19 protein-coding genes and 1 pseudogene are annotated in these 19,591 nt (G+C 38.0%); 13 read left to right on the plus strand and 7 right to left on the minus strand.

The window, feature by feature from the left end; all coding sequences use genetic code 11:
- The first annotated feature begins 3 nt into the window (after positions 1–3).
- Both CXF72_RS13805 and CXF72_RS13810 read left to right on the plus strand, forming a co-directional pair.
- Positions 4–2,442 (plus strand): putative bifunctional diguanylate cyclase/phosphodiesterase, encoded by a 2,439-nt coding sequence (locus CXF72_RS13805; protein WP_101039683.1) that lies wholly within the window; start codon positions 4–6, stop codon positions 2,440–2,442.
- A gap of 200 nt (positions 2,443–2,642) precedes the next feature.
- Positions 2,643–4,475, plus strand: coding sequence for an SLC13 family permease (locus CXF72_RS13810; RefSeq protein ID WP_101039685.1), 1,833 nt, complete (start codon positions 2,643–2,645; stop codon positions 4,473–4,475).
- A 262-nt stretch (positions 4,476–4,737) separates the two neighbouring features.
- Here the strand turns inward: CXF72_RS13810 and CXF72_RS13815 are convergent, their stop codons facing one another.
- Complete coding sequence (locus tag CXF72_RS13815; RefSeq protein ID WP_101039687.1) at positions 4,738–5,028, minus strand: hypothetical protein; 291 nt, start codon at positions 5,026–5,028, stop codon at positions 4,738–4,740.
- A 348-nt stretch (positions 5,029–5,376) separates the two neighbouring features.
- Between CXF72_RS13815 and CXF72_RS13820 the strand changes: the two genes are divergently transcribed.
- Positions 5,377–5,967, plus strand: a complete 591-nt coding sequence (locus CXF72_RS13820; RefSeq protein ID WP_101039689.1) for an FMN-dependent NADH-azoreductase — start codon at positions 5,377–5,379, stop codon at positions 5,965–5,967.
- 149 nt (positions 5,968–6,116) lie between these two features.
- On the opposite strand, the gene CXF72_RS13825 is transcribed toward CXF72_RS13820, so the two are convergent.
- The 3 genes from CXF72_RS13825 to CXF72_RS13840 form a co-directional block, all read right to left on the minus strand.
- Positions 6,117–6,581 carry a heme-degrading domain-containing protein gene (locus CXF72_RS13825; RefSeq protein ID WP_101039691.1) on the minus strand — a complete coding sequence of 155 codons (465 nt, stop codon included), beginning with the start codon at positions 6,579–6,581 and terminating at the stop codon, positions 6,117–6,119.
- Positions 6,578–7,630, minus strand: coding sequence for an oxidoreductase (locus CXF72_RS13830; protein ID WP_232784991.1), 1,053 nt, complete (start codon positions 7,628–7,630; stop codon positions 6,578–6,580). Before CXF72_RS13830 ends, CXF72_RS13825 begins: the two co-directional genes overlap by 4 nt.
- 862 nt (positions 7,631–8,492) lie before the next feature.
- The gene (locus CXF72_RS13840; protein ID WP_101039695.1) at positions 8,493–9,275 is read right to left on the minus strand and encodes a carbon-nitrogen hydrolase family protein; all 783 of its coding nucleotides are present in this window, start codon (positions 9,273–9,275) and stop codon (positions 8,493–8,495) included.
- A gap of 225 nt (positions 9,276–9,500) precedes the next feature.
- Between CXF72_RS13840 and CXF72_RS13845 the strand changes: the two genes are divergently transcribed.
- Entirely contained in the window at positions 9,501–9,920 is a 420-nt protein-coding gene (locus CXF72_RS13845) for an Lrp/AsnC family transcriptional regulator (protein ID WP_101039697.1), read from the plus strand.
- A gap of 120 nt (positions 9,921–10,040) precedes the next feature.
- On the opposite strand, the gene CXF72_RS13850 is transcribed toward CXF72_RS13845, so the two are convergent.
- Positions 10,041–10,409: a hypothetical protein gene (locus CXF72_RS13850; protein ID WP_198552611.1), complete on the minus strand. Its 369-nt coding sequence runs from the start codon at positions 10,407–10,409 to the stop codon at positions 10,041–10,043.
- A gap of 649 nt (positions 10,410–11,058) precedes the next feature.
- On the opposite strand from CXF72_RS13850, the gene CXF72_RS13855 reads away from it, so the two are divergent.
- The 9 genes from CXF72_RS13855 to CXF72_RS13895 all read left to right on the plus strand — a co-directional run bounded on the left by CXF72_RS13855 (position 11,059) and on the right by CXF72_RS13895 (position 18,714).
- Positions 11,059–11,634, plus strand: coding sequence for a TerD family protein (locus CXF72_RS13855; protein WP_101039698.1), 576 nt, complete (start codon positions 11,059–11,061; stop codon positions 11,632–11,634).
- A 92-nt stretch (positions 11,635–11,726) separates the two neighbouring features.
- Positions 11,727–12,332, plus strand: coding sequence for a TerD family protein (locus CXF72_RS13860; RefSeq protein ID WP_101039700.1), 606 nt, complete (start codon positions 11,727–11,729; stop codon positions 12,330–12,332).
- Between the two features lie 122 nt (positions 12,333–12,454).
- The gene (locus CXF72_RS13865) at positions 12,455–13,033 is read left to right on the plus strand and encodes a TerD family protein (protein WP_101039702.1); all 579 of its coding nucleotides are present in this window, start codon (positions 12,455–12,457) and stop codon (positions 13,031–13,033) included.
- 48 nt (positions 13,034–13,081) lie between these two features.
- Positions 13,082–14,173 carry a sodium:calcium antiporter gene (locus CXF72_RS13870; protein WP_101039704.1) on the plus strand — a complete coding sequence of 364 codons (1,092 nt, stop codon included), beginning with the start codon at positions 13,082–13,084 and terminating at the stop codon, positions 14,171–14,173.
- Between the two features lie 319 nt (positions 14,174–14,492).
- Positions 14,493–15,575: a phosphoribosyltransferase domain-containing protein gene (locus tag CXF72_RS13875; protein WP_101039706.1), complete on the plus strand. Its 1,083-nt coding sequence runs from the start codon at positions 14,493–14,495 to the stop codon at positions 15,573–15,575.
- Positions 15,576–16,337 carry an HAD family hydrolase gene (locus tag CXF72_RS13880; protein WP_101039708.1) on the plus strand — a complete coding sequence of 254 codons (762 nt, stop codon included), beginning with the start codon at positions 15,576–15,578 and terminating at the stop codon, positions 16,335–16,337.
- The gene (locus CXF72_RS13885; protein WP_101039710.1) at positions 16,330–17,439 is read left to right on the plus strand and encodes a cysteine protease StiP family protein; all 1,110 of its coding nucleotides are present in this window, start codon (positions 16,330–16,332) and stop codon (positions 17,437–17,439) included. Before CXF72_RS13880 ends, CXF72_RS13885 begins: the two co-directional genes overlap by 8 nt.
- Positions 17,440–17,467: 28 nt before the next feature.
- Positions 17,468–18,076, plus strand: coding sequence for an HAD family hydrolase (locus tag CXF72_RS13890; protein ID WP_101039712.1), 609 nt, complete (start codon positions 17,468–17,470; stop codon positions 18,074–18,076).
- Between the two features lie 182 nt (positions 18,077–18,258).
- Positions 18,259–18,714, plus strand: coding sequence for a tellurite resistance TerB family protein (locus tag CXF72_RS13895; RefSeq protein ID WP_101039714.1), 456 nt, complete (start codon positions 18,259–18,261; stop codon positions 18,712–18,714).
- Between the two features lie 216 nt (positions 18,715–18,930).
- Here CXF72_RS13895 and CXF72_RS13900 read toward each other — a convergent pair.
- Both CXF72_RS13900 and CXF72_RS20070 read right to left on the minus strand, forming a co-directional pair.
- Positions 18,931–19,257 (minus strand): annotated as a pseudogene (locus CXF72_RS13900) (GreA/GreB family elongation factor); the annotation flags it as partial.
- 178 nt (positions 19,258–19,435) lie between these two features.
- A complete protein-coding gene (locus CXF72_RS20070) occupies positions 19,436–19,558 on the minus strand; it encodes a hypothetical protein (RefSeq protein WP_269801194.1) in 123 nt (40 codons plus the stop codon).
- Positions 19,559–19,591: the final 33 nt, after the last annotated feature.

Below are 19,591 nucleotides of genomic sequence, written 5' to 3' on the forward strand. Positions count from 1 at the left end.
ATTATGACGCTTAGAAAAAAGATAAGGTATATTATATTACCGGTAATCATGGCTCTTTCTGCTATAGTTTCTTGTGTTTATTATGATCTTTATAAAAAGCAAATTATAGAGAATAAAATCACCCTGCTTAACGGTCGTATTGAAAATCAACTATCGCACACAGAATACCAGCTTGGTTATGTTAAAAGCTATTTAAGGCAAAAAATGGAGAGTAAAGAGGCCTCTTTTATTTTTAACGCTAAAAAAGGTAACAATAATCTGTCCGCCCCGGATATCACCGAGTTTCTTAATCTATTTGTTGATCGAAAAAATAGCGCCAATAAAAGTAATCATGTGATTAATGACTTTGTTATTTTTGATTCTTATAAAAAATTGATTGTTCATATTAATACGCGCGATCCTTTCGCGAAGCCAATTTTACAAAAAACAACCAAAAAGATTTTGGATCAGACCTTCAATCAAGGTGAACCGAACAACAAAATTTCTCAATATAACTATTTTCTTGATGGCCCCTATCTTAATAAAATGCCATCGTTATACATTCTTCAGGCTTTTTCGCGCTATCAGCTGCCCTCTAAATTATTCTATGAAAGTAACGATGATATCTATGTAGCGCAAGCACAACTCGATCTCAATTTCTTTGCAGAAGAAATTAGGGCGCTTGTTGACGAAAATAATGGATATTTTAACTATCGGTTTATAGATAAAAATACCAGCGTTGATAAATTGTCCTTCAGCAGTTCCCCATTTCAACTGAATGATAACGGTGCTTATGAGGGCAGATTTGGAAGCTCATTATTTGATATTATATTAACACTGGATAAAAGCTATTTCTCAGAGCAGTTAAATAATCTTCTTGTTAAATTTGTATTACTCAATTTCATTGTCATTATCTTAAGTTATTTTCTGCTTATTTGGCTGATTGACCAACAAATTATACTGCCTATCACCAGACTGGCCAAAAGTATAAAGGAAGTTGAAGCTTCACTTGTTGTTGAGCTTAAGCCTCTGACCACTAAGGATGAAGTTGCTGATTTAAATGAAAGCTATATTTCACTTATTAATAAAATAAATAACCTGGCAAATAATGACGCACTGACGGGTCTTGCTAACAGGGGGAGCTTTAACGAAAAATTATCTGCCATAACGGATGTCAGGAGAAAAGATAAAACCTATGTGGCACTTTTTTTTATCGATTTAGATAATTTTAAATATGTAAATGATACTTTTGGTCACGACACAGGAGATCGCCTGCTGGTCGTTTTTAGCCAAAGATTAAAACAGATGCTTCGAGCCGAAGATCGATTTATCTCAAACGATATGGTTGATAGTATTGCCAGACTTGGCGGAGACGAGTTTGTTATTTTAATGAATGGCTTACCTTCAATAGAGACTATCGCGAGTATCGGAAAACGTATTTGTGATTTATTTCATAATGGTTTTAGAATTGGTAACGAGCAATTTGATGTACACGCCAGTATCGGTATTGCTTATTCAAATGACCATCAAATAAATGGTGAGGGATTATTAACTCAAGCCGATGACGCTATGTATTTGGCAAAAAGAGCGGGTAAAAATAACTTTAAGCTTTTTTCTGACGAAATTAAAGAGAAAATGTTTTTTGAAAAAAACATAGAAAATGAGTTAATTAAAGCACACCGAGATAATCAATTACACTTGGTTTTTATGCCCTCTTACAATGCTAAAACATTAGCGTTAAAGGGGTATGAAGTGTTATTACGCTGCCCAATCCTGATAGATGCCGGTATCGGACCCGATGTTTTTATTCCTATTGCAGAAAATACAGATCTTATTTTAGCAATTGATTTATGGGTTGCAGAACAAACCGTCATAAGGCTTGAAGAGGTCACCCGTAAAAATGGATTTACAGGTTTCTTTTCGTTCAACGTCTCCTCTAAATCATTAAGAAATGACAGATTTTATACCACGCTAAAAAAAATCATCGATAGGAGTGACATCAATCCTAAACAGCTGGAGCTTGAAATAACAGAAACCTGCTTAATGCCGGATGATCATCTGGCGGTTGAAAGCCTTGACCAGCTTAAATCATTAGGTGTACGCATTGCGATTGATGACTTTGGCACCGGATATACCTCATTTGGGCAAATACTTAATTACCCTTTAGATACATTGAAAATCGATCGTTCTTTTGTGACAAATTTACGTATCACCCCGGTTGGTAAAAAGCCCACTTTGGATATTATCTTTGAGCTTGCAAAGGCGCATCAGCTTAATGTGATTGTAGAAGGCGTTGAAACGCAAGCTGATTTTGAGCATGTTAAAACGCTGGGTTGTGATATTGTGCAGGGTTTCTATTTTTCCAAACCGCGAACATGGACAGAAGTGCTGGCGCAGTGCGGGAAATTACATCGAATAGATAAAAAATGTGATCAACAGAAAAATATTGGATGCTATGGTTAATATAATTCAGCCTGAGTTTGTTCTGCCGGTTGGATTTTAAACTGCCCTGAAGAGCGGATTAATGCAAAGGAGAGGATATTAAGTGCTGCTAAGGCATTAGATAAAGCAAAAATAAGGGAAGAAATACAGCTTAAGACTACACTATAACAATAAATCCTAATCTTAAATATCAGTAGGATAATAACGTTATAAGGTATTCTATGCCCTTAGTCACATCTGTAAACAGCCATTCGATTGCAGTGATGCTTTTGACCCTTTTAGCACTTTTTCTCTTTACCCGGGAAAAAATTCCTTTGGAAACCTCCAGTCTTTTTATTATTGTGGCTTTGACTGTTGGTTTTACAATTTTTCCCTATCAATATCAAAATACCCCCATTCATGCGATCGATTTTTTTTCTGGATTTGGGCACGAGGCTTTAATCGCTGTTTGTGCGCTGATGGTTGCCGGGCAAGGATTAGTTAGAACCGGGGCTTTAGAGCCCGTTGGCAGATTATTGTCAAGATTATGGAGTGTGCATCCAAAATTATCCCTTCTTCTTACCCTGATCGTAGGGGCAACGTTAAGCGCCTTTGTTAATAATGTGCCCATTGTTATTTTGCTTTTACCTATTTTGACAACTGTGTCGATACGGACAAATACGCCGGCTTCAAAGGTATTGATGCCGATGGGATTTGCCACACTAATAGGCGGAATGAGTACCACTATTGGCACATCTACCAATCTATTGGTTGTTTCAGTTGCCGTTGATATGGGGCTGGAAAGTTTTGCGATGTTTGATTTTTTCTTACCGGTCGCTGTTGCCGGCGCTTTTGCCATTGCCTATTTATGGTTAGTGGTTCCCTATTTTATTAAAGAGCGCAAGCCGCCTTTTTCTGATACGTCCCCGAGAATATTTACGGCAAAACTCATGATTCCTGCCGATTCAATTTTCGAAAATCAAGCGCTGGAGCAGCTGATAGCAAAAACAGACGGCATGATGAGGGTATTAAGAATTCACCGAAATAGCAGCGATATCTATTTATTACCAAATTCAAAAACAATTATAAAAGCGGATGATATGTTAGTGGTAGAGGATACGCCTGAAAACTTAAAGAGTTTTGAAACAATCTTGGGCGCTGTTTTATATACCAGTTTAGGGGCTGTGGATGAAGCTCATCCGTTGATGGAAAAAGAGCAGCAAATTGCTGAGGTTATTATTTCTCAGGGGTCACGATTAAACAATACAACGCTTTCTCAAACCCGATTTTTAGAAAGGCATAATCTTGTCGCCCTGGCACTGCATCGACCCGGAAAAAAAACAGAAACCCTTTTTAAGGGGATGGCTGATATTTATTTAAAAGTGGGTGATGTTTTACTGATTCAAGGCAGAAGTGAGCATATCGTAGAATTGAAAAAAAATAGGGAATTATTGGTGTTAGATGCAACCTCAGATTTAACACACTCAAAACAGGCTCCTTGGGCATTTTTTATTATGTTTGCTATTATTGCCATTGCAGCATTGGGTATTTTACCGATAGCAATCAGTGCCACATTAGGCGTGTTTTTGATGTTTGTGAGCAGCTGCATTAATTGGAAAGATGCCTCTAATGCGCTCAATACTCAAGTTATTTTAATCGTGGTGGCTTCTTTGGCTTTAGGTCAAGCTTTACTAAAAACCGGCGCAGCTTCTTATTTAGCACATCTGTTTATATCAGCAACAGAAGGTAGCTCAACGACTTTTATGCTAAGTGGTTTGATGTTGCTGATGGCAATTATGACCAATATAGTCTCAAATAATGCAGCCGCGGTAATAGGAACGCCGATTGCGATCGGCATTGCGCAGCAGCTAAATCTACCTGCGGAACCTTTTGTCTTAGCGGTTCTTTTTGGGGCAAACATGAGTTACGCCACTCCCATGGCTTATAAAACCAATCTTTTAGTCATGACCGCGGGTGGATATACCTTTAATGATTTCTTAAAAATAGGGATACCATTGATCATCATCATGTGGGTGGTGCTCAGTTGGACATTAACCATACTGTATGATTTATAGGTGAGCAGCGAAATATGTAACAGCCAGCAACCTCTTTGATAAATAGCATTACCAGCATAAATTTTTGGCACTTGAAAATGCAGACGGTCATTGATTGAAATTCGAGGTATCAGGCTGTAATAATAACGTTAAGCGAGATCATCAGTATTGGGCATTTAAAATTGGTAGAAAAACAGATCAATTAGTTTTGCAGATTATCACACCGGAGATCAGAAAAAGGGGGCTAACGCCTATGGATAATTAGCCCTGAAATAATAATCCGTTATTTTTTAGGTAAATGTTGTTTTGCCTTTTTATACAATTCTTTTATTTTATCCATAGAAGAATGTACGCCTTTTTCCAGTTCATGCTCAGTACTTTCTACAGAAGATTTAAGTTTTTCCAATTTTCTGCGCGCATGCAAGAGCTCGTTATCAAGTGTTTTTAAATGCGGCTCTAATGTGGCCTGTATTTCTTTTCCGGCTAAATTCATCTGTATTCTGGCTTCATCTGCTTTGCTTTGCAATTCTGCCAATTCTTTTTTTAATTTTGCTAACATTGATGGTTTATCCATGACGAATTCCTTTTAGTGAATATTTATGTTCCGGCGCTATGTCTACTGTCTACAGTCTGCAATCCAACTAAACATTTTTATCTGGCTTAGTTGGCTGTCATCACTATCAATAAAAGTATAGGAAAAAGCATTTTTTTTGCCAGAGATAAAAGTTTAAAAAAGCCTAGCTTTAATAGCAGATATCAGTCTCATTTGGCAGGATTAAGCAGAATCAAATAATGATTTTCCACCTGCAAATATTAATCCCAAAAACAATTCAAAAAAACTGAACAAACTGCTCTGTATAATAGGATTTATTTGTATTTTTCTGTGCGTATGATCTCATTTAACCAAAAAAAGGATGAATTTATGATTAATGTTTTAGCGTTAAAATCAAGTATTTTAGGTGATTACTCCAGTTCATCGAAATTAATTGATGAACTATTAGCAAAATATACACGGCAAGAGGCGACAATCACTGAACACGATCTTGCACTACAGCCTCTACCGATTTTAGATGGTGAAATAGCCACGGCAATGAGAATGCCTGAGCAGCTTAATGATAAACAGCGGAATGCTCTGGCACTTTCCGATAAACTGATTTCTGAGCTGGTATCAGCCGATCTGTTAGTGATTGCGGCTCCTATGTATAACTTTATGATCCCGACACAATTAAAGAACTGGATTGACCTGATTGCGCGCGCGGGTAAAACATTTTCCTATAGCGAACAGGGGCCTAAAGGTTTACTTACCGGCACTCGTGCAATCATTGTCACCACCCGTGGAGGTATGCATAAAGAGCAAGACAGTGATCAGCAAATTCCTTACTTAAAAACCGTACTGAATTTTATTGGCATTAGTGATATCGAAGTGGTTTATGCGGAAGCATTAGCGATGGGACCTGAAACAGCGGTCCTTAATCTTGAGCAGGCGCGTAAGCAACTCAGTGTCGTTGCTTAATAATAGGATTGCGCTTAACGGCGTAAGTTAACACTTGAATAATAGCTTGATCAGGGTTAATTATTAATAAACCGCCAGCTTAGCTGCTCTAACGCGTATCGCTTTGAGCAGCTTGCCGTTCCTGAAAAATCCGGGTTGTTTGCTATTATTTATTTAATTAAATTCGTCATAGCATCAATGACCATCTGATGATCTTGCAGTTGCGGAAGACCGGAGACTGTCACTACTCCCACCAAGCCGCATTTTTTTATTCTGATCGGAAATGCCCCTCCGTGCGCACAATAATCGTCAGCATTAATGTGTGCCTGTTGTTCAAACTCTCTGTTTTTAGCTTTATTGTACTGCCCAATATAATAGGAACTGTGACCAAAACGTAACACAGTCTGCCGTTTCCGTTTTATCCAAATCTGATTATCAAGCTGAGTACCGGACATCGCATAACTGAATAAAGTCTGGTTAAAGGCATAAACTTCGATGGCGACCAGCGCATTGTTATCCTCAGCTGTTTTTTTTAATTGACAGCCTAACTGCCAGGCCGTCTGATTATTAAAAAATACAAACTGCAGTTCGCTTTCCTGACCTAATAAATCCGGCAGTGAATATTGTGCACTCATAATAAAACCTTGATTGTTTTTCCCAAGCGGCTGCTTTCCATCGCTAATTTAATCAGTTTAATATTCCACAATGCATCTTCTGCCGAGACGGGAGGTTTAGCCCCGCTATTAATGGCCTTCGCCATTTGCACAAAAAAATGTTGATAACCACCAAGCTCCGTTTTAGCGACCTGTGATGAGTCTTCAAAATATAAATGACCATATTGATCTTGGTTTTCCTGACCCCAGTCGGTGGTCGTAGGCAGCACACCTGTTTTTAATCTATCTTCCTGCGGATCCAGTCCCCATTTTCTATAATTAGCCCGATCGCCTTGAATATTAAAACGTAAGTTTGGCGCGGCACAAAATAATGAAGCACTTAACAGCGCCAGTTTATCCGGGTAATGCAGAGTTAAGTTAAAATAATCAATATTGGTCGCGCCTTCCCGCATTATTTTACATTGCGCCGTGATAGCGTCGGGTAATCCGAACAGTTGTAACGCCTGATCAATTAAATGGGGGCCTAAATCAAATAAGATGCCGCCGCCGTCTTGAGCATTTTCACGCCAGCGTTGAACAGCGATTGGTCTGAAACGGTCAAAGTGTGATTCAAAATGTTTAATATTGCCCAGCGTGTTTTCTGCCATTAATTTTTTAATGGTCATAAAATCACCATCCCAGCGGCGGTTGTGGTAGACACTTAATACCAACCCTTTTTCTTTTGCCAGAGTGATCAGGGTTTGACCATCGGCAATATTAGTCACAAAGGGTTTTTCTAAGATCACATGTTTATTATTTTCCAGTGCTAATTTAGCTAAGGAAAAATGCACATCGTTAGGCGCCGTAATAATAACTAACTGCGCATCACTGTTTTGCAGCATCTCTTCTGCGCTTAAATAATGCGCCGCATTCGGCCAATCTTGTTTAAGCGCGTCAGTTTGGCTGCTGCTGATCGCCGACACTTCAAACTCCGGGAGCGACTCGATAAAAGGAAGGTGAAATGTTTTTGCGGATAAACCATATCCGACGATGGCGGTCTTAATAACACCAGTATTCATTTTATTGCTCATTGTTGTTCCCTTGTTTATTTTATTGACCACCCGTGCTGCTTTCCATACTTTCAACGTCCGTTGGTAGTCGATATTGAACAGTGATCCTGATACCCGCTTTGTCCAAATGATAATAGGGTAGCTGTAGATTATTAACACAGAAAGAGCGTAAAACAGTTTACTTAACGCCATGTTCAGCTAATAAACGTGCTTTTTGAGTCATCACAACGCTTTTGGTTAAATAAGTAACAATATCATTCGCAAATATATTGTTGCGAAATTTAATTACGATTTTTCACAGTATTTTTTAATATAAAGAGCTAACAACGAAGACAGTAATATTTTATCGACGGGCTTCTGTTTATTGAAATAATTCGTGATTTTGAGAACCAGTTTAATCACCTCAAAAGACTTTAGAAATCTTCAGACAGAATAATGTTCTCTGTCGAAATTATCCCATTTACGTTCGTTTTCTCCCCAAATAGTACAAAAACGACATTTCCTAATTTAGTTGTTTGGGTTCGAGAATACCACTAAGTGAAAAACATGTTTTCATACTCAAAAAATCATTGATGGGTTTATTTTTAATCGGCTGTTTTTAGGTTGATATAGATAAATTGACCATTGATTTTGTAATGAAACCGTTATTTACATAAGAAAAAAGAACTACTTAACATAATAGGTATTTTGTAAATGAGTTTGATAGTCACTTAAGAAATTAAAAAATTGTAATTTTCTAAGTCGTAAAGGCGCACACAAAGCGGCTTAGTTTGGTATTCTTTAATATCAATTTGAACAACCGATATTAGCTTATATGCCAGTTTTTTTGTTGTGGGTATACGTGGTGTGGTTAACAAAAAAACAAAACTCGCCCCTATTGGTACTATTGGCATTTAAGCCCTATTTCATGTACATAACAGGGATATTGTTTTTGCTGATTCTCAACAAAACCAAAATCTAAATCAAATGAAACTACAGGATTATCAGATGAAGTTTCAGATATAAGTGAACCATCTGGCGAAAAAGCAAACCCTTTGCCACCAAAGGTTAATTCATCGCCGCACTTTCCTACGCGATTTGCGCTGACAACATAGCAGCCAGAAACAATTGCGGCCATTGCAACTGCTGTTTTCCAACGCTCAAAGCCTTGCTCTGAAGCCCTTGGGATAACAAGAAGATGAGCACCTTGGCATCGATAAGATCTTGCCCATTCATTGAACATCAACTCTGTACACAAAAGAAAACCAACATTTAGTTTATCGATTTTGATTACATCAAAGCCTGTTCGTCCAGTACGGAACCAAGCCGTCTCATAAAACCCCGATTCTTCGGGAAAGTAATGTTTTTGGTGTGCGAATCTATATTCGCCATTTACTAGAGCAAATGCTTCATTAGCCAATTTCTCGTCAACTGGAACCGGCCGAGAGGAAAGAACAATAGGAATATTAAGCTTTTTCAATGCATCTACACCATAATTGTGCGCTGAAATAGATGCTTCTGCATCTGCTGTATTAAATTCGTTTTCTACAGCAAGCCAACTTCCAAAAGGCATCTCGTTGGTAACTAAAACCTCTGGTTTTTCTGAAATGATTTGTTGTTTCAATTCTTCCCATTTCGTTCCTTCATGCAACAATCCTTCAGGTGATTCAATGTAAGTAATTTTCATCCTATTACTCTCCAAATTTAGATGCTTTGATCAGGCTAGATAAACTTCTTGTGATAAAGAAGCAATGCACAAGTGTAATGTATTGAGCCGGTAATACAGATAGGCAAGTCGCCAGCATTAACCCGCGATTCGTCGTTTATGCTGTCGAATCGACACAGAACCCGACAGATATGTCATACTATCTATTTCCCGTAGTGGAATACATGTTTAGTGCTAAGTGATTCTATGGATAACTTTAATCAAAAAATTCTAGCTTGCCTCAGTGATGACGCTCGCCAATCCAATGCGGAGATAGCACGAAAGGTAGGGCTGTCACGGAGTGCCGTATCAGAGCGTATTCACAAGATGGAAGATCAGCAGATGATATTAGGGTATCGCGCTGAGCTTAAATTACCAGAAAGCAAGGTTGCAGCTTATTTTCAATTGTCCTTTGATCAGAGTTGCTGCGATGAGATCGAAGCTCTTATACGGCCTTATCGGGAGATTCGAAGCTGTCATAGTACCTCTGGTGAGGTGGATATGATGATATTTGCTGAAGCAGAGGGAATAGCCGAATTGAACAATCTGCGAAACCACCTTGAACAATTACCTAAACTGACTCGAATTATCACTCACACCGTATTAGAAGAGCGTATTCGGAGATAATCGTTCTTTTGACAAGAGCTAACTTGTATCGCAATATATGACTCGTTACAACCTGTATCATAACACCTGTTTTACGTAACATCTGAAGGCTACCTGCTAAAATGGTAGCCTTTTTTGTATCTAACCTGATATCAGGCTGCCTTTGGGACGTTTAAGTAATATATCTTTCAGCATAGTAATATTGCCACCCGGCGCCACTTCGAACAAGCCAATACGCGGTGTATAAGAGGCGACGGGAAAGCTTTTCCCTTTGCCATAATCCCCTGTATGGTTAGCGTTCGGACCGCGGTCGGTTAGCGCGTAAAACTGATTCGCTTGATTGGGATTCGCATCGACTAAATCATCACGCAATACAGAATAAGGCAACTCACTACCTTGTTTTGAAAAGCTCTCCAAAAAGCCCTTAGTCTCTGTCGTCTGTACGTTGCCCGCACAGCCCGTTATAACGTCCACGGAAACCAAACTTGCCAAGCAGATTTTTCTCGTCATTTTTTGCCTCTTTAAATGTATTAGTGCTTTTTATTATCTTCACCTCAGTATCAAAAATGACTATGATGATTTAATGACATTGATCACTAAGCAAGCTGGCTGCTCTATTTTCTGCTAACAAGGCTCATTTTTTTTATTTAGATCTATTCCGCGGTTTTTAATTTTAAAAGGGGGGCTAATGTTGCAATAAAGGAAGTTCGGTCGCTGTTAAGATAATTTCAGCTTTACACCGTGTTGATTATAAAGTATTTATTGGAATGATAAACAGGATGTCCGCGTACAGGATGGGGTGACAGGAATAAGCATCATATAAATGTAATAGAGCCTTGTGTTAAAGGATTATATCTGCATTTTATTACTCAAGTTGCGATTGCTGTTGAACTATCTAAGAAACCAATAGTCTAAACATTTCAATGTGCTACGCCCGGTGCGTTTATTTTGGCTCTTTGAGAGCATAATCAAATAAACCAGCGACTCTGCGGGAGGTAAGTTAACTTTCATCGTCGGATTTTTATTCTTTATTCTGGTCGATATGATCCTGAATAATAGGCTAGTATATGTTGATCTTTTACACGTGGAGTTTTAACTCGGCTTCATGTTAGACTCGATTTAATATTTTATTTTCAATAACTAAAAAGGTGGTATCAGAATGGCTGTTTCTCTACAAAAAGGCGGAAATGTTTCACTAGAAAAAGTTGCTCCAGGTATGACTAAATGCCTACTCGGTTTAGGTTGGGATTCAAGAAGTACTGATGGAACTGATTTTGACTTAGATGCATCTGGCTTTATGGTTAATGCAGAAGGTAAAGTACTTTCAGACAAAGGTTTTATTTTTTACGGTAACTTAGTTTCTGAGTGTAGTTCTGTTGAACATACGGGTGATAACTTAACCGGCGAAGGCGAAGGTGATGACGAAGCGATTAAAATTGATTTAAGTAAAGTCCCTGCTGATGTGATGAAAATTGTTGTTGGTGTGACGATTCACGAAGCTGAATCACGTAAGCAAAATTTTGGCCAAGTTTCTAATGCTTTCATTCGAGTTGTTAATGAAGAAAACAATGAAGAAGTTGCCCGTTACGACTTGTCTGAAGATTACTCTACTGAAACTGCACTGCTTTTCGGTGAAATGTATCGCCACAATGGTGCATGGAAATTTAAAGCTGTGGGTCAAGGTTTTGCTGGTGGCTTAAAAGCAATGGCACAACAATTTAATGTTAATGTTTAACTTTAAATTTAAGTACAGTTAGTCGAAAAATATTTATTCGGGGGGAGCATCTGTTTCCCCCTTTTTTACATGTTTAGATTAAGGAAATAGTAATGGCAATTTCATTAGCAAAAGGGCAAAAAATTAGCCTTGAAAAAAGCAATGGTTCGAACTTGGACCAAATTTGTGTTGGTGTGAACTGGGGCGCTATCGAAAAGAAAGGGTTATTTGGCGGCAAAAAAAAAGTTGCTGTTGATTTAGATGCAAGTTGTATTGTTTTTGATGCTAAGAATGAAGTAATAGACACTGTCTACTTTGGCAAATTAGCGACCCAAGGCATCAAACACTCCGGTGATGACCGAACAGGTGATCTTGATGGCGATGATGGGCTAGATAATGAAATCATCACTTTAAATTTAAATCAGTTAGACAGCAATGCGCATCAAATAGTCTTTGTTTTAAACTCCTACAGCGGTCATGATTTTAAAACCATTCCTTTTGCTTCTATCCGTCTGTATGAAGGCACCCCAACGCATGTAAACAGTGTCTATGCCACTTATGATGTGACTAATGACCCGCAATTTTCAGGCGCGCTTTCGATGGTCTTAGGTAAATTCTACTTACATAATAAAAATTGGAAATTCTCTGCGCTTGGTGAGCCGACTAAAGACAGTAAATTGCCTGGTATGATCGAGACGGTTAAAAAACATTATTTATAATTTTCTTTGAATATGAATCGGTCTTAATATCCACGTTGTAACCTGACACCTTTTGTTGTGAGCAGTAAGTTATCCACTTTTCTCTTTACATTAAATGACACTAAACTATTATAGGACATAAAATGGCAATATCTTTGCAAAAAGGCGGTAACGTCTCTTTAGAAAAAATAGCGCCCTCCATGCAGAATTGCTTGCTTGGTTTAGGCTGGGATGCAAATTCAATGAATGGTCATGATTTTGATCTAGACGCATCTGCATTTATGCTTAATTCAGAAAATAAAATTATTTCTGATGCTCATTTTATTTTTTATGGTCAATTGTTATCTCCCTGCCGATCTATTGAACACACCGGTGATAATTTAACCGGTGAGGGTGACGGAGATGACGAATCGATTAAAGTGGACTTAGGTGCAGTGCCTGCCGAGGTTGCTAAAATCGCTGTTGGCGTCACTATTCATGAAGCAGAGAAACGCCGTCAAAATTTTGGACAAGTTTCGAATGCATTTATGCGTTTAATAGATGAAAGCAATAATCAAGAAGTGGTGCGTTATGATTTATCTGAGGATTATTCCACAGAAACCGCATTAATTTTTGGTGAATTATACCGTCATAAAGGAGAGTGGAAATTTAAGGCAATTGGTCAAGGTTACTCAGGTGGACTGCACGCAATGGCAGTCAACTATGGAATTAATATTACATAATATTTTTTGATTTTATGTAAAACGTACTGAATATAATTAGAGATTGAGATGAACACAATGCAAAATTTATGGCCCTTTTTATTAATTATTTTTTCATGTTATTTATTAAAATACGCATGTGATACTTTTGAGCAAAGCGCCTCTTATTTAGGAAGGAAATTTCCGCCCGGCGTGAAGGGTGCGACTGTTAATGCAGTCGGATCAAGTATGCCTGAAATGTGTGTAGTAATTGCTACTTTGTTCTGGTTTGACGACCCGTCATTAGTGATGGTTGCATTAGGTGTGACAGCAGGATCGGCAATATTTAACGGCTGTGTTATACCGGCGCTTTCTATTATTATGGCAAAAGATGAAGATGGAACAGCTGTTAAATCAATTAAATTAACCAAACGAGTGTTAATCAGAGATGTATTTTGGGTGTTAACCGCAGAAATTGCATTGATCATCTTTCTCGGTTTTAATAATTTTACACTCTGGATGGCAGTTGTATTAAACGTTATCTATTTCTTTTATGCCGTGCACTTATATATTGATTCAAAACGTGATCAGGAAGGTGATGAAGAAGAAAAATATGAGTATGAAGAGATTGATGATCGCGGCGTATTTTTAAACTTAATTACCTTTAACTTCAATACGTTATTCTTCTCAAACAGACCCTTTACACTGGTATCGTCTCTGGTTGTTATTGTGTTAGCGATTGCTATTATTTCCGGCTCTTCGTATCTGTTAGTTGAAGGTGTATTAGGCAGTGCAACCGTGCTCGGTGTACCTGAGTTTTTTGCCGGATTAATCTTTGGATCTGCGGCATCTTCTGTTCCTGATTTAATGTTGTCACTCAAAGACGCTCAAAAAGGAGAATATGAAGATGCGGTTGCTAATCCGCTCGCATCAAATACTTTTGATACGACTATCGCTTTTGCATTACCTTTGCTGGCCTGGTTCCTGATTAATGGTGTTGATTCATTGCCTTTAGTTCAAGATGATAGTTTAACCCTGTTACGTTGGTCTATTGTCGGTATTACCGGCGGTGTCGCAGCAAGCTTGATTTTTAACTATAAAAAAGTAACTAAAAATGTTGCTTACTTCTTGTTAACCATGTTTGTTGTTTGGGCTGGCGTTATGTATGCAATGATTGGCTAAATTAATTTAATTAATAACGCTTGATATTGAAGCTCCAACATTCAGCTTTTTTGTGGTTATGATCACTTTTAAGCATGATTGATGGAGCTTTATTCTTATTAGCAGTGACTTAAAATGATTTAGATTATAAAGTTAATTTCCTTCATACAATTTACGATCAGATGCGGACTCGTTTAGCCTATGGGTAATGAGTTGATGGGATTTTAATGACAGGATTATTTTCTTCCATGAAATAATGTCAATCCAGTTCAAATTTCAGCGCAAAACACTTTAAGCAGGAAAAGGCTTATTTAAAAAAATAAAATGAAGTAAATACACTATGAATTACAATTTTGAAACTCAAGCGGGGCTTATTTCGCTTGATGTACTAAAGACACAAAAACCCGTTGAAGAACTATTAACCTTTGCCTGCAGGCAGAATCCGAAGCGCAGTTTTATGCTTGTCAGCAAAGTACTTGGTCGTTATGTTCCCACCAAGCCTAAGGTGATGAGAGAGGTTTATGATTCATTATCAGAATCTCTGGGCAATGATAAATTAACGTATGTTGCGAGCCTCGCTGAAGCCGCAACGGGACTCGGGGCAGGGGTTGCAGATAGTTTAGCGCGAGCGCAACAAGAAAATGTCTATTTTCAACATACGACGCGTCATAAATTGAATCGACCTTTGTGGTTTTCTGTTGATGAAGCACATAGTCATGCGGTGAATCATATGTTTTATGCACCTAAAACAGAGCTGCTTGAAGGAATCACTCAAAGTAAACGTTTAGTGATTGTGGATGACGAGATAACCACAGGTCGCACCATTAAATTGCTTATCAGCGGATTATTAAAATATTTGATGAATATCGATGAAATTGTGATTATTTCATTAGTTAATTTAGTCGATAGAAAACAGAATTTATCGATCACAGATTTTAATATTCCCATTCGTTATGTGTCATTAATGGAAGCGCAAATATCAATGGTGAAAAAAGAAAGTTTTAAGCCTGAATTACCGAAAAATGCAGATACAGGGTTATGTGAAGCACTGTCATCGGATGAATTGGGGCGCTGCGCTATGTTAATGCCCTATTCAGGTCATTTGCCAAATATTATTTCATCAAAAGAGATGACTATTATCGCTAATGGTGAGCATCAATATATTCCCTTCCTGATTGCTGAAAAACATGAGCAAGCAGGCTGTGATGTACTGTATCAATCCATTAATCGCTCTCCTTTACTGCTGGGGGAATCGATTGAACAGAAGCTATCTTTTTCTTTTGACAGCAGTAAGGTTGAACATTATCTTTATAATTTTGAACAGGGTAATAGAGACGTTTATGTATTGCTGGAAAATGAAAGTAGCAGAGAGACGCATGAGTTTGCCAGTCGATACCCCTTAACAAAATGTGAGGTGTCTTAAATGACACAGTCATCTCGCGTATTTGTATTTACAGATTTAGATGATAGTTTGTTTAGCAGCAAGAGAAAACATACAAAAACGTCCGATAGTCAGGTAACCTCCGTTAACAAACGGGGGGAAATAGAATCCTATGCCACACTGCAGCAGCAAAAATTAGTGCAGATGTTAGCGGCTTTGAACGCCTCGTTTATTGCGGTAACAGGCCGCAGAAGCAGTTCATATAAGCATTGTATTATTGATCAAGTGACCAACAGTGACTATGCCATTGTTTCTCATGGCGCACTGATATTGAATGAACAATCTGCATTGTTACCCTGCTGGATTAAGTATTTAAATAACACTTATGATATGAAATATTGGCAGGAGAAACTGACTCGAACGCATTGTCAGCTGCTCGATTATTTTAGCGCTATAAATTGTGAAGCCCGTGTGCGTTTGATTATCGATCATGATATTTGTACTTATATCTGCATAAAAATTCCTGCTCATGAGCTTCAGGAAACTTTGTTGCTTAAGATTAATGCATATCTGCAGCAACTGGACTTTAGCATTCATGGCAATGCAGGTAACTTCGCCGTATTGCCACCCTATGCAAGTAAAGAGTTAGCGGTTAACTACTTGGTAAAAAAACTAAATATTTCTGATAAAGATGTGCTTTTCGGAATCGGTGATAGTGTCTCTGATCTCCCCTTTATTCGAAATTTAGATTTTGCTATCTTCCCTAAATCCAGCCAAATAATGAAAGCTATATCCCATGTTTAATAATTTACACACGAAGAAAAGCCCTTTGTTGGGTAGCTATTGCGCAGAAGATTGTTTATTTCTGTTAAAAAACATCAAACCTAAATTTTATACTATTGAAGACAAAGAGCGCCTGATTCAAAGCGGTGTGATGCATTATTCAGAAATGGTGAATCAGGAAAGTGCACCAACGGAAGAGTATTTAGAGCTGTTTTTAAGCCTGACTGAGCAGTACAAAAAACGTCTGGCGGTTGAAGTCTTACAATTAGCCAAAAAGATGGTTGAAAATCGTGATGGTGATATCTGCATTATTTCTTTGGTACGTGCAGGGACCCCCATTGGGGTGTTATTAAATCGCGCGATCAATGAATATGCAGAGGTCAATTCACAGCATTATTCAATCAGTATTGTGCGCGATAAAGGCATTGATCAAAATGCGCTGGATTACCTTATTTTTGATCAAAAAATCAACCCTGAAAGCATTGTTTTTGTGGACGGTTGGACTGCAAAAGGGGTGATGACTGAAGAATTAAAAAAAGCGGTTCAGGATTACAATACGCGGCGTAAGCTCAATCTATTCGAACAATTATTTGTTATTTCAGATATCGGCGGAACAGCAGACTTTTCAGCTACTTATGATGACTATGCTATACCCAGTGCGCTAATGAATTCGACCGTGAGCGGATTAATCAGCCGCTCAGTATTGAATGATCAAATACAAGCGGATGATTTTCATGGCTGTATTTCATATTCTCACTTAGAAAACCACGATCGTTCAAACTGGTTTGTTAATCAGATAACGGATTGTTTTACGTTAAGCGATTTTCAAAACCCATTACAAAATGAATCACTTTCTGCACAAAAACGGCAGTCGATGACGCGATTTTTTTTGAAAGAAATGATGCAGCAGCATCATGTTTCTAATAAAAACAGGATTAAGCCCGGCATTGCAGAAGCGACAAGAGTCATGCTGCGCAGAGTGCCTGATTTATTAATTGTGCAGGATAAACTTAATCCCAGTACAGTCCACTTATTAAAACTGGCCATAGAAAAAAATATTGATGTTGTTGAAATGAATGATATGCCATTTGGTGCATGTGCATTAATTAAAGACGTTAAATAAGTTTTATGCCCGCAAAAAGAAGATAGAAATGAAAATAGCACTGTTTGATTTTGACGAAACCTTAATTGAAGAAAATTCCTTAAATTTTTTGTTTAAACATTTTTTAGGTAACAGACCATTAGCCATACAATTATTACCCTTGTTGTGTAAAGCTTCGACCTATCAGCAGGGGATTAAGGTATCAATAAAAACCTATTTATACAAAAAATCGTTAAAGGGGAAAATGCACGAGGAGCTGTTTGCGGCCGGTGTCGCGTTATTTGATAAGGTCACTCCAATTATTGAAGTGGTTGATATGATGAAAAAATTAAATGATGCGGGCATTGAAATATGGATTGTGACTGCATCACCAGAATCTTATATAGCCGGTATTGTGGAGCAGCTAGGTTGGCCCGTTAAACGCGTGATCGGTACTACTATAATAGAGCAGAATGGGTTGCTAACGGGTGAAATTGAAAGTGAATGCCAGGAACAAGAGAAAGTTGTACGATTAAACAGCGTTTTCAGGGGCAATGACGAGCGTTATGACATTGTTCAAGCATTTGGCAATTTACCGGTCGATATTCCCATGTTAAAAATGGCTAATAATAGCTTTTACGTGTTGAACGAGGTTGTGAAACCATTTAATGTGGAGTAGGTTACTGATACGGTTATCATTCTATTTATGATAACTTACCCTGTATTGTTTTGGCAGGGCAGCCTTTTATTTTTTGAATATAACAGGTTGCAGAACAAAACGTTAGTCATTGCAATTTGTCTTTGACTACAATACAAAATGATAAATTTTATAATATTACTTAGCAAAGAGAGGATACTAACATGGGATTATGGGACAATTTTAAAGGCAAAGCAGAAGAAATGAATGAAGGCTTACAAAAAAATATTGGTAAGTTTAAAAACCAAAAATTCTCCGATGCTTCAATGGCAATGTGCGCTTTAGTTGCTGCAGCTGATGGCGATATAGATGCTTCAGAACGCAAAAAAACAGCTGCGTTTATTATGAGTAATGAAAGTTTACAAGTATTTAATGCTAGCGATTTGAAAGTTAAATTTGACTTCTATTGTGACAAATTAACCGCTGATTTTGACTTCGGACGTATTGATGCAATACAAGCGATAAGTAAATTAAAAGGTAAGGATGATCAAGCACGTGCCTGTATCCAGCTTGGTATCGTGATTGGTGGTGCTGATGGCGATTTTGATGCGGATGAAAAAAAGGCCGTTAAAGATGCCTGTCTTGCAGTTGGCATTAATCCTTCAGATTTCGATGTATAACAGAACAGATTGTTAATACGGTGCGAGTGTTGGGGGTAAATGATATTTTAATGAAGTTACGCCCATCTCTTTTATAAGAACAGATGATTTCTGTGCGCACCGCTTTTTAATTTATTTCCCGGAGCTAGCACCATCGAGTGTTACTTCATTTGGAAAGGCACGTTGCAAAAGTAAATGTTTCCTCCTTACCCGCTTTTGTATCGAATCTAATCTGAACTAATGCAGTTCATAATCAATTTTATTAATAACCCACTGTTTTTCACCCTTTGGCGTTTGAACGATAAACTCATCATCAACTTCTTTTTTTAGCATTGCACGTGCCATAGGGGAATCGATAGAAATACAGTTTTTGGTCTCAAAAATTTTATCGGGGCCGACTATTCTAAAACTAAGCCGTTCTCCACTGTCATTTTCAATTTCAACCGTTGCAGCAAAGAAAACTTTTCCGTGTTGCTGGGAGGAATAATCAATCACGTTAAATTCTTCTCATCGTTTTCTAAGGTAACGAACCCGGCGATCGATTTGCCTTAATATACGTTTGTTATTAGGGCCTGTTTATCTTTCGGGATTGTTTTTGCAGCAGTTTGTAGATTATTTATACAAGGCAGAACCTATGCCGTGTAGTTATTCTACATAAATAAGTGACAACGCAGTAGAAAGGAGCGACAAACGCTGCCCGAAGGGTTCGGCTAAAAGCGTTTTACTTTTTGTTGCAAGGTATTTACTTAGAATGACTAAGCTGACCACCTCGCGCCGCGATTAAAACGCTTTTATCTTTCCATAAATAATCATGTTCTTCTTGTCGTTTTTTATAACCAGCACGCGTTATTAATTTACTTTTCACTGTTTATCCCTGCTATATAGATTTAATAGATTG

Source organism: Psychromonas sp. MB-3u-54 (genome assembly GCF_002836415.1).
Lineage (GTDB): Bacteria > Pseudomonadota > Gammaproteobacteria > Enterobacterales > Psychromonadaceae > Psychromonas.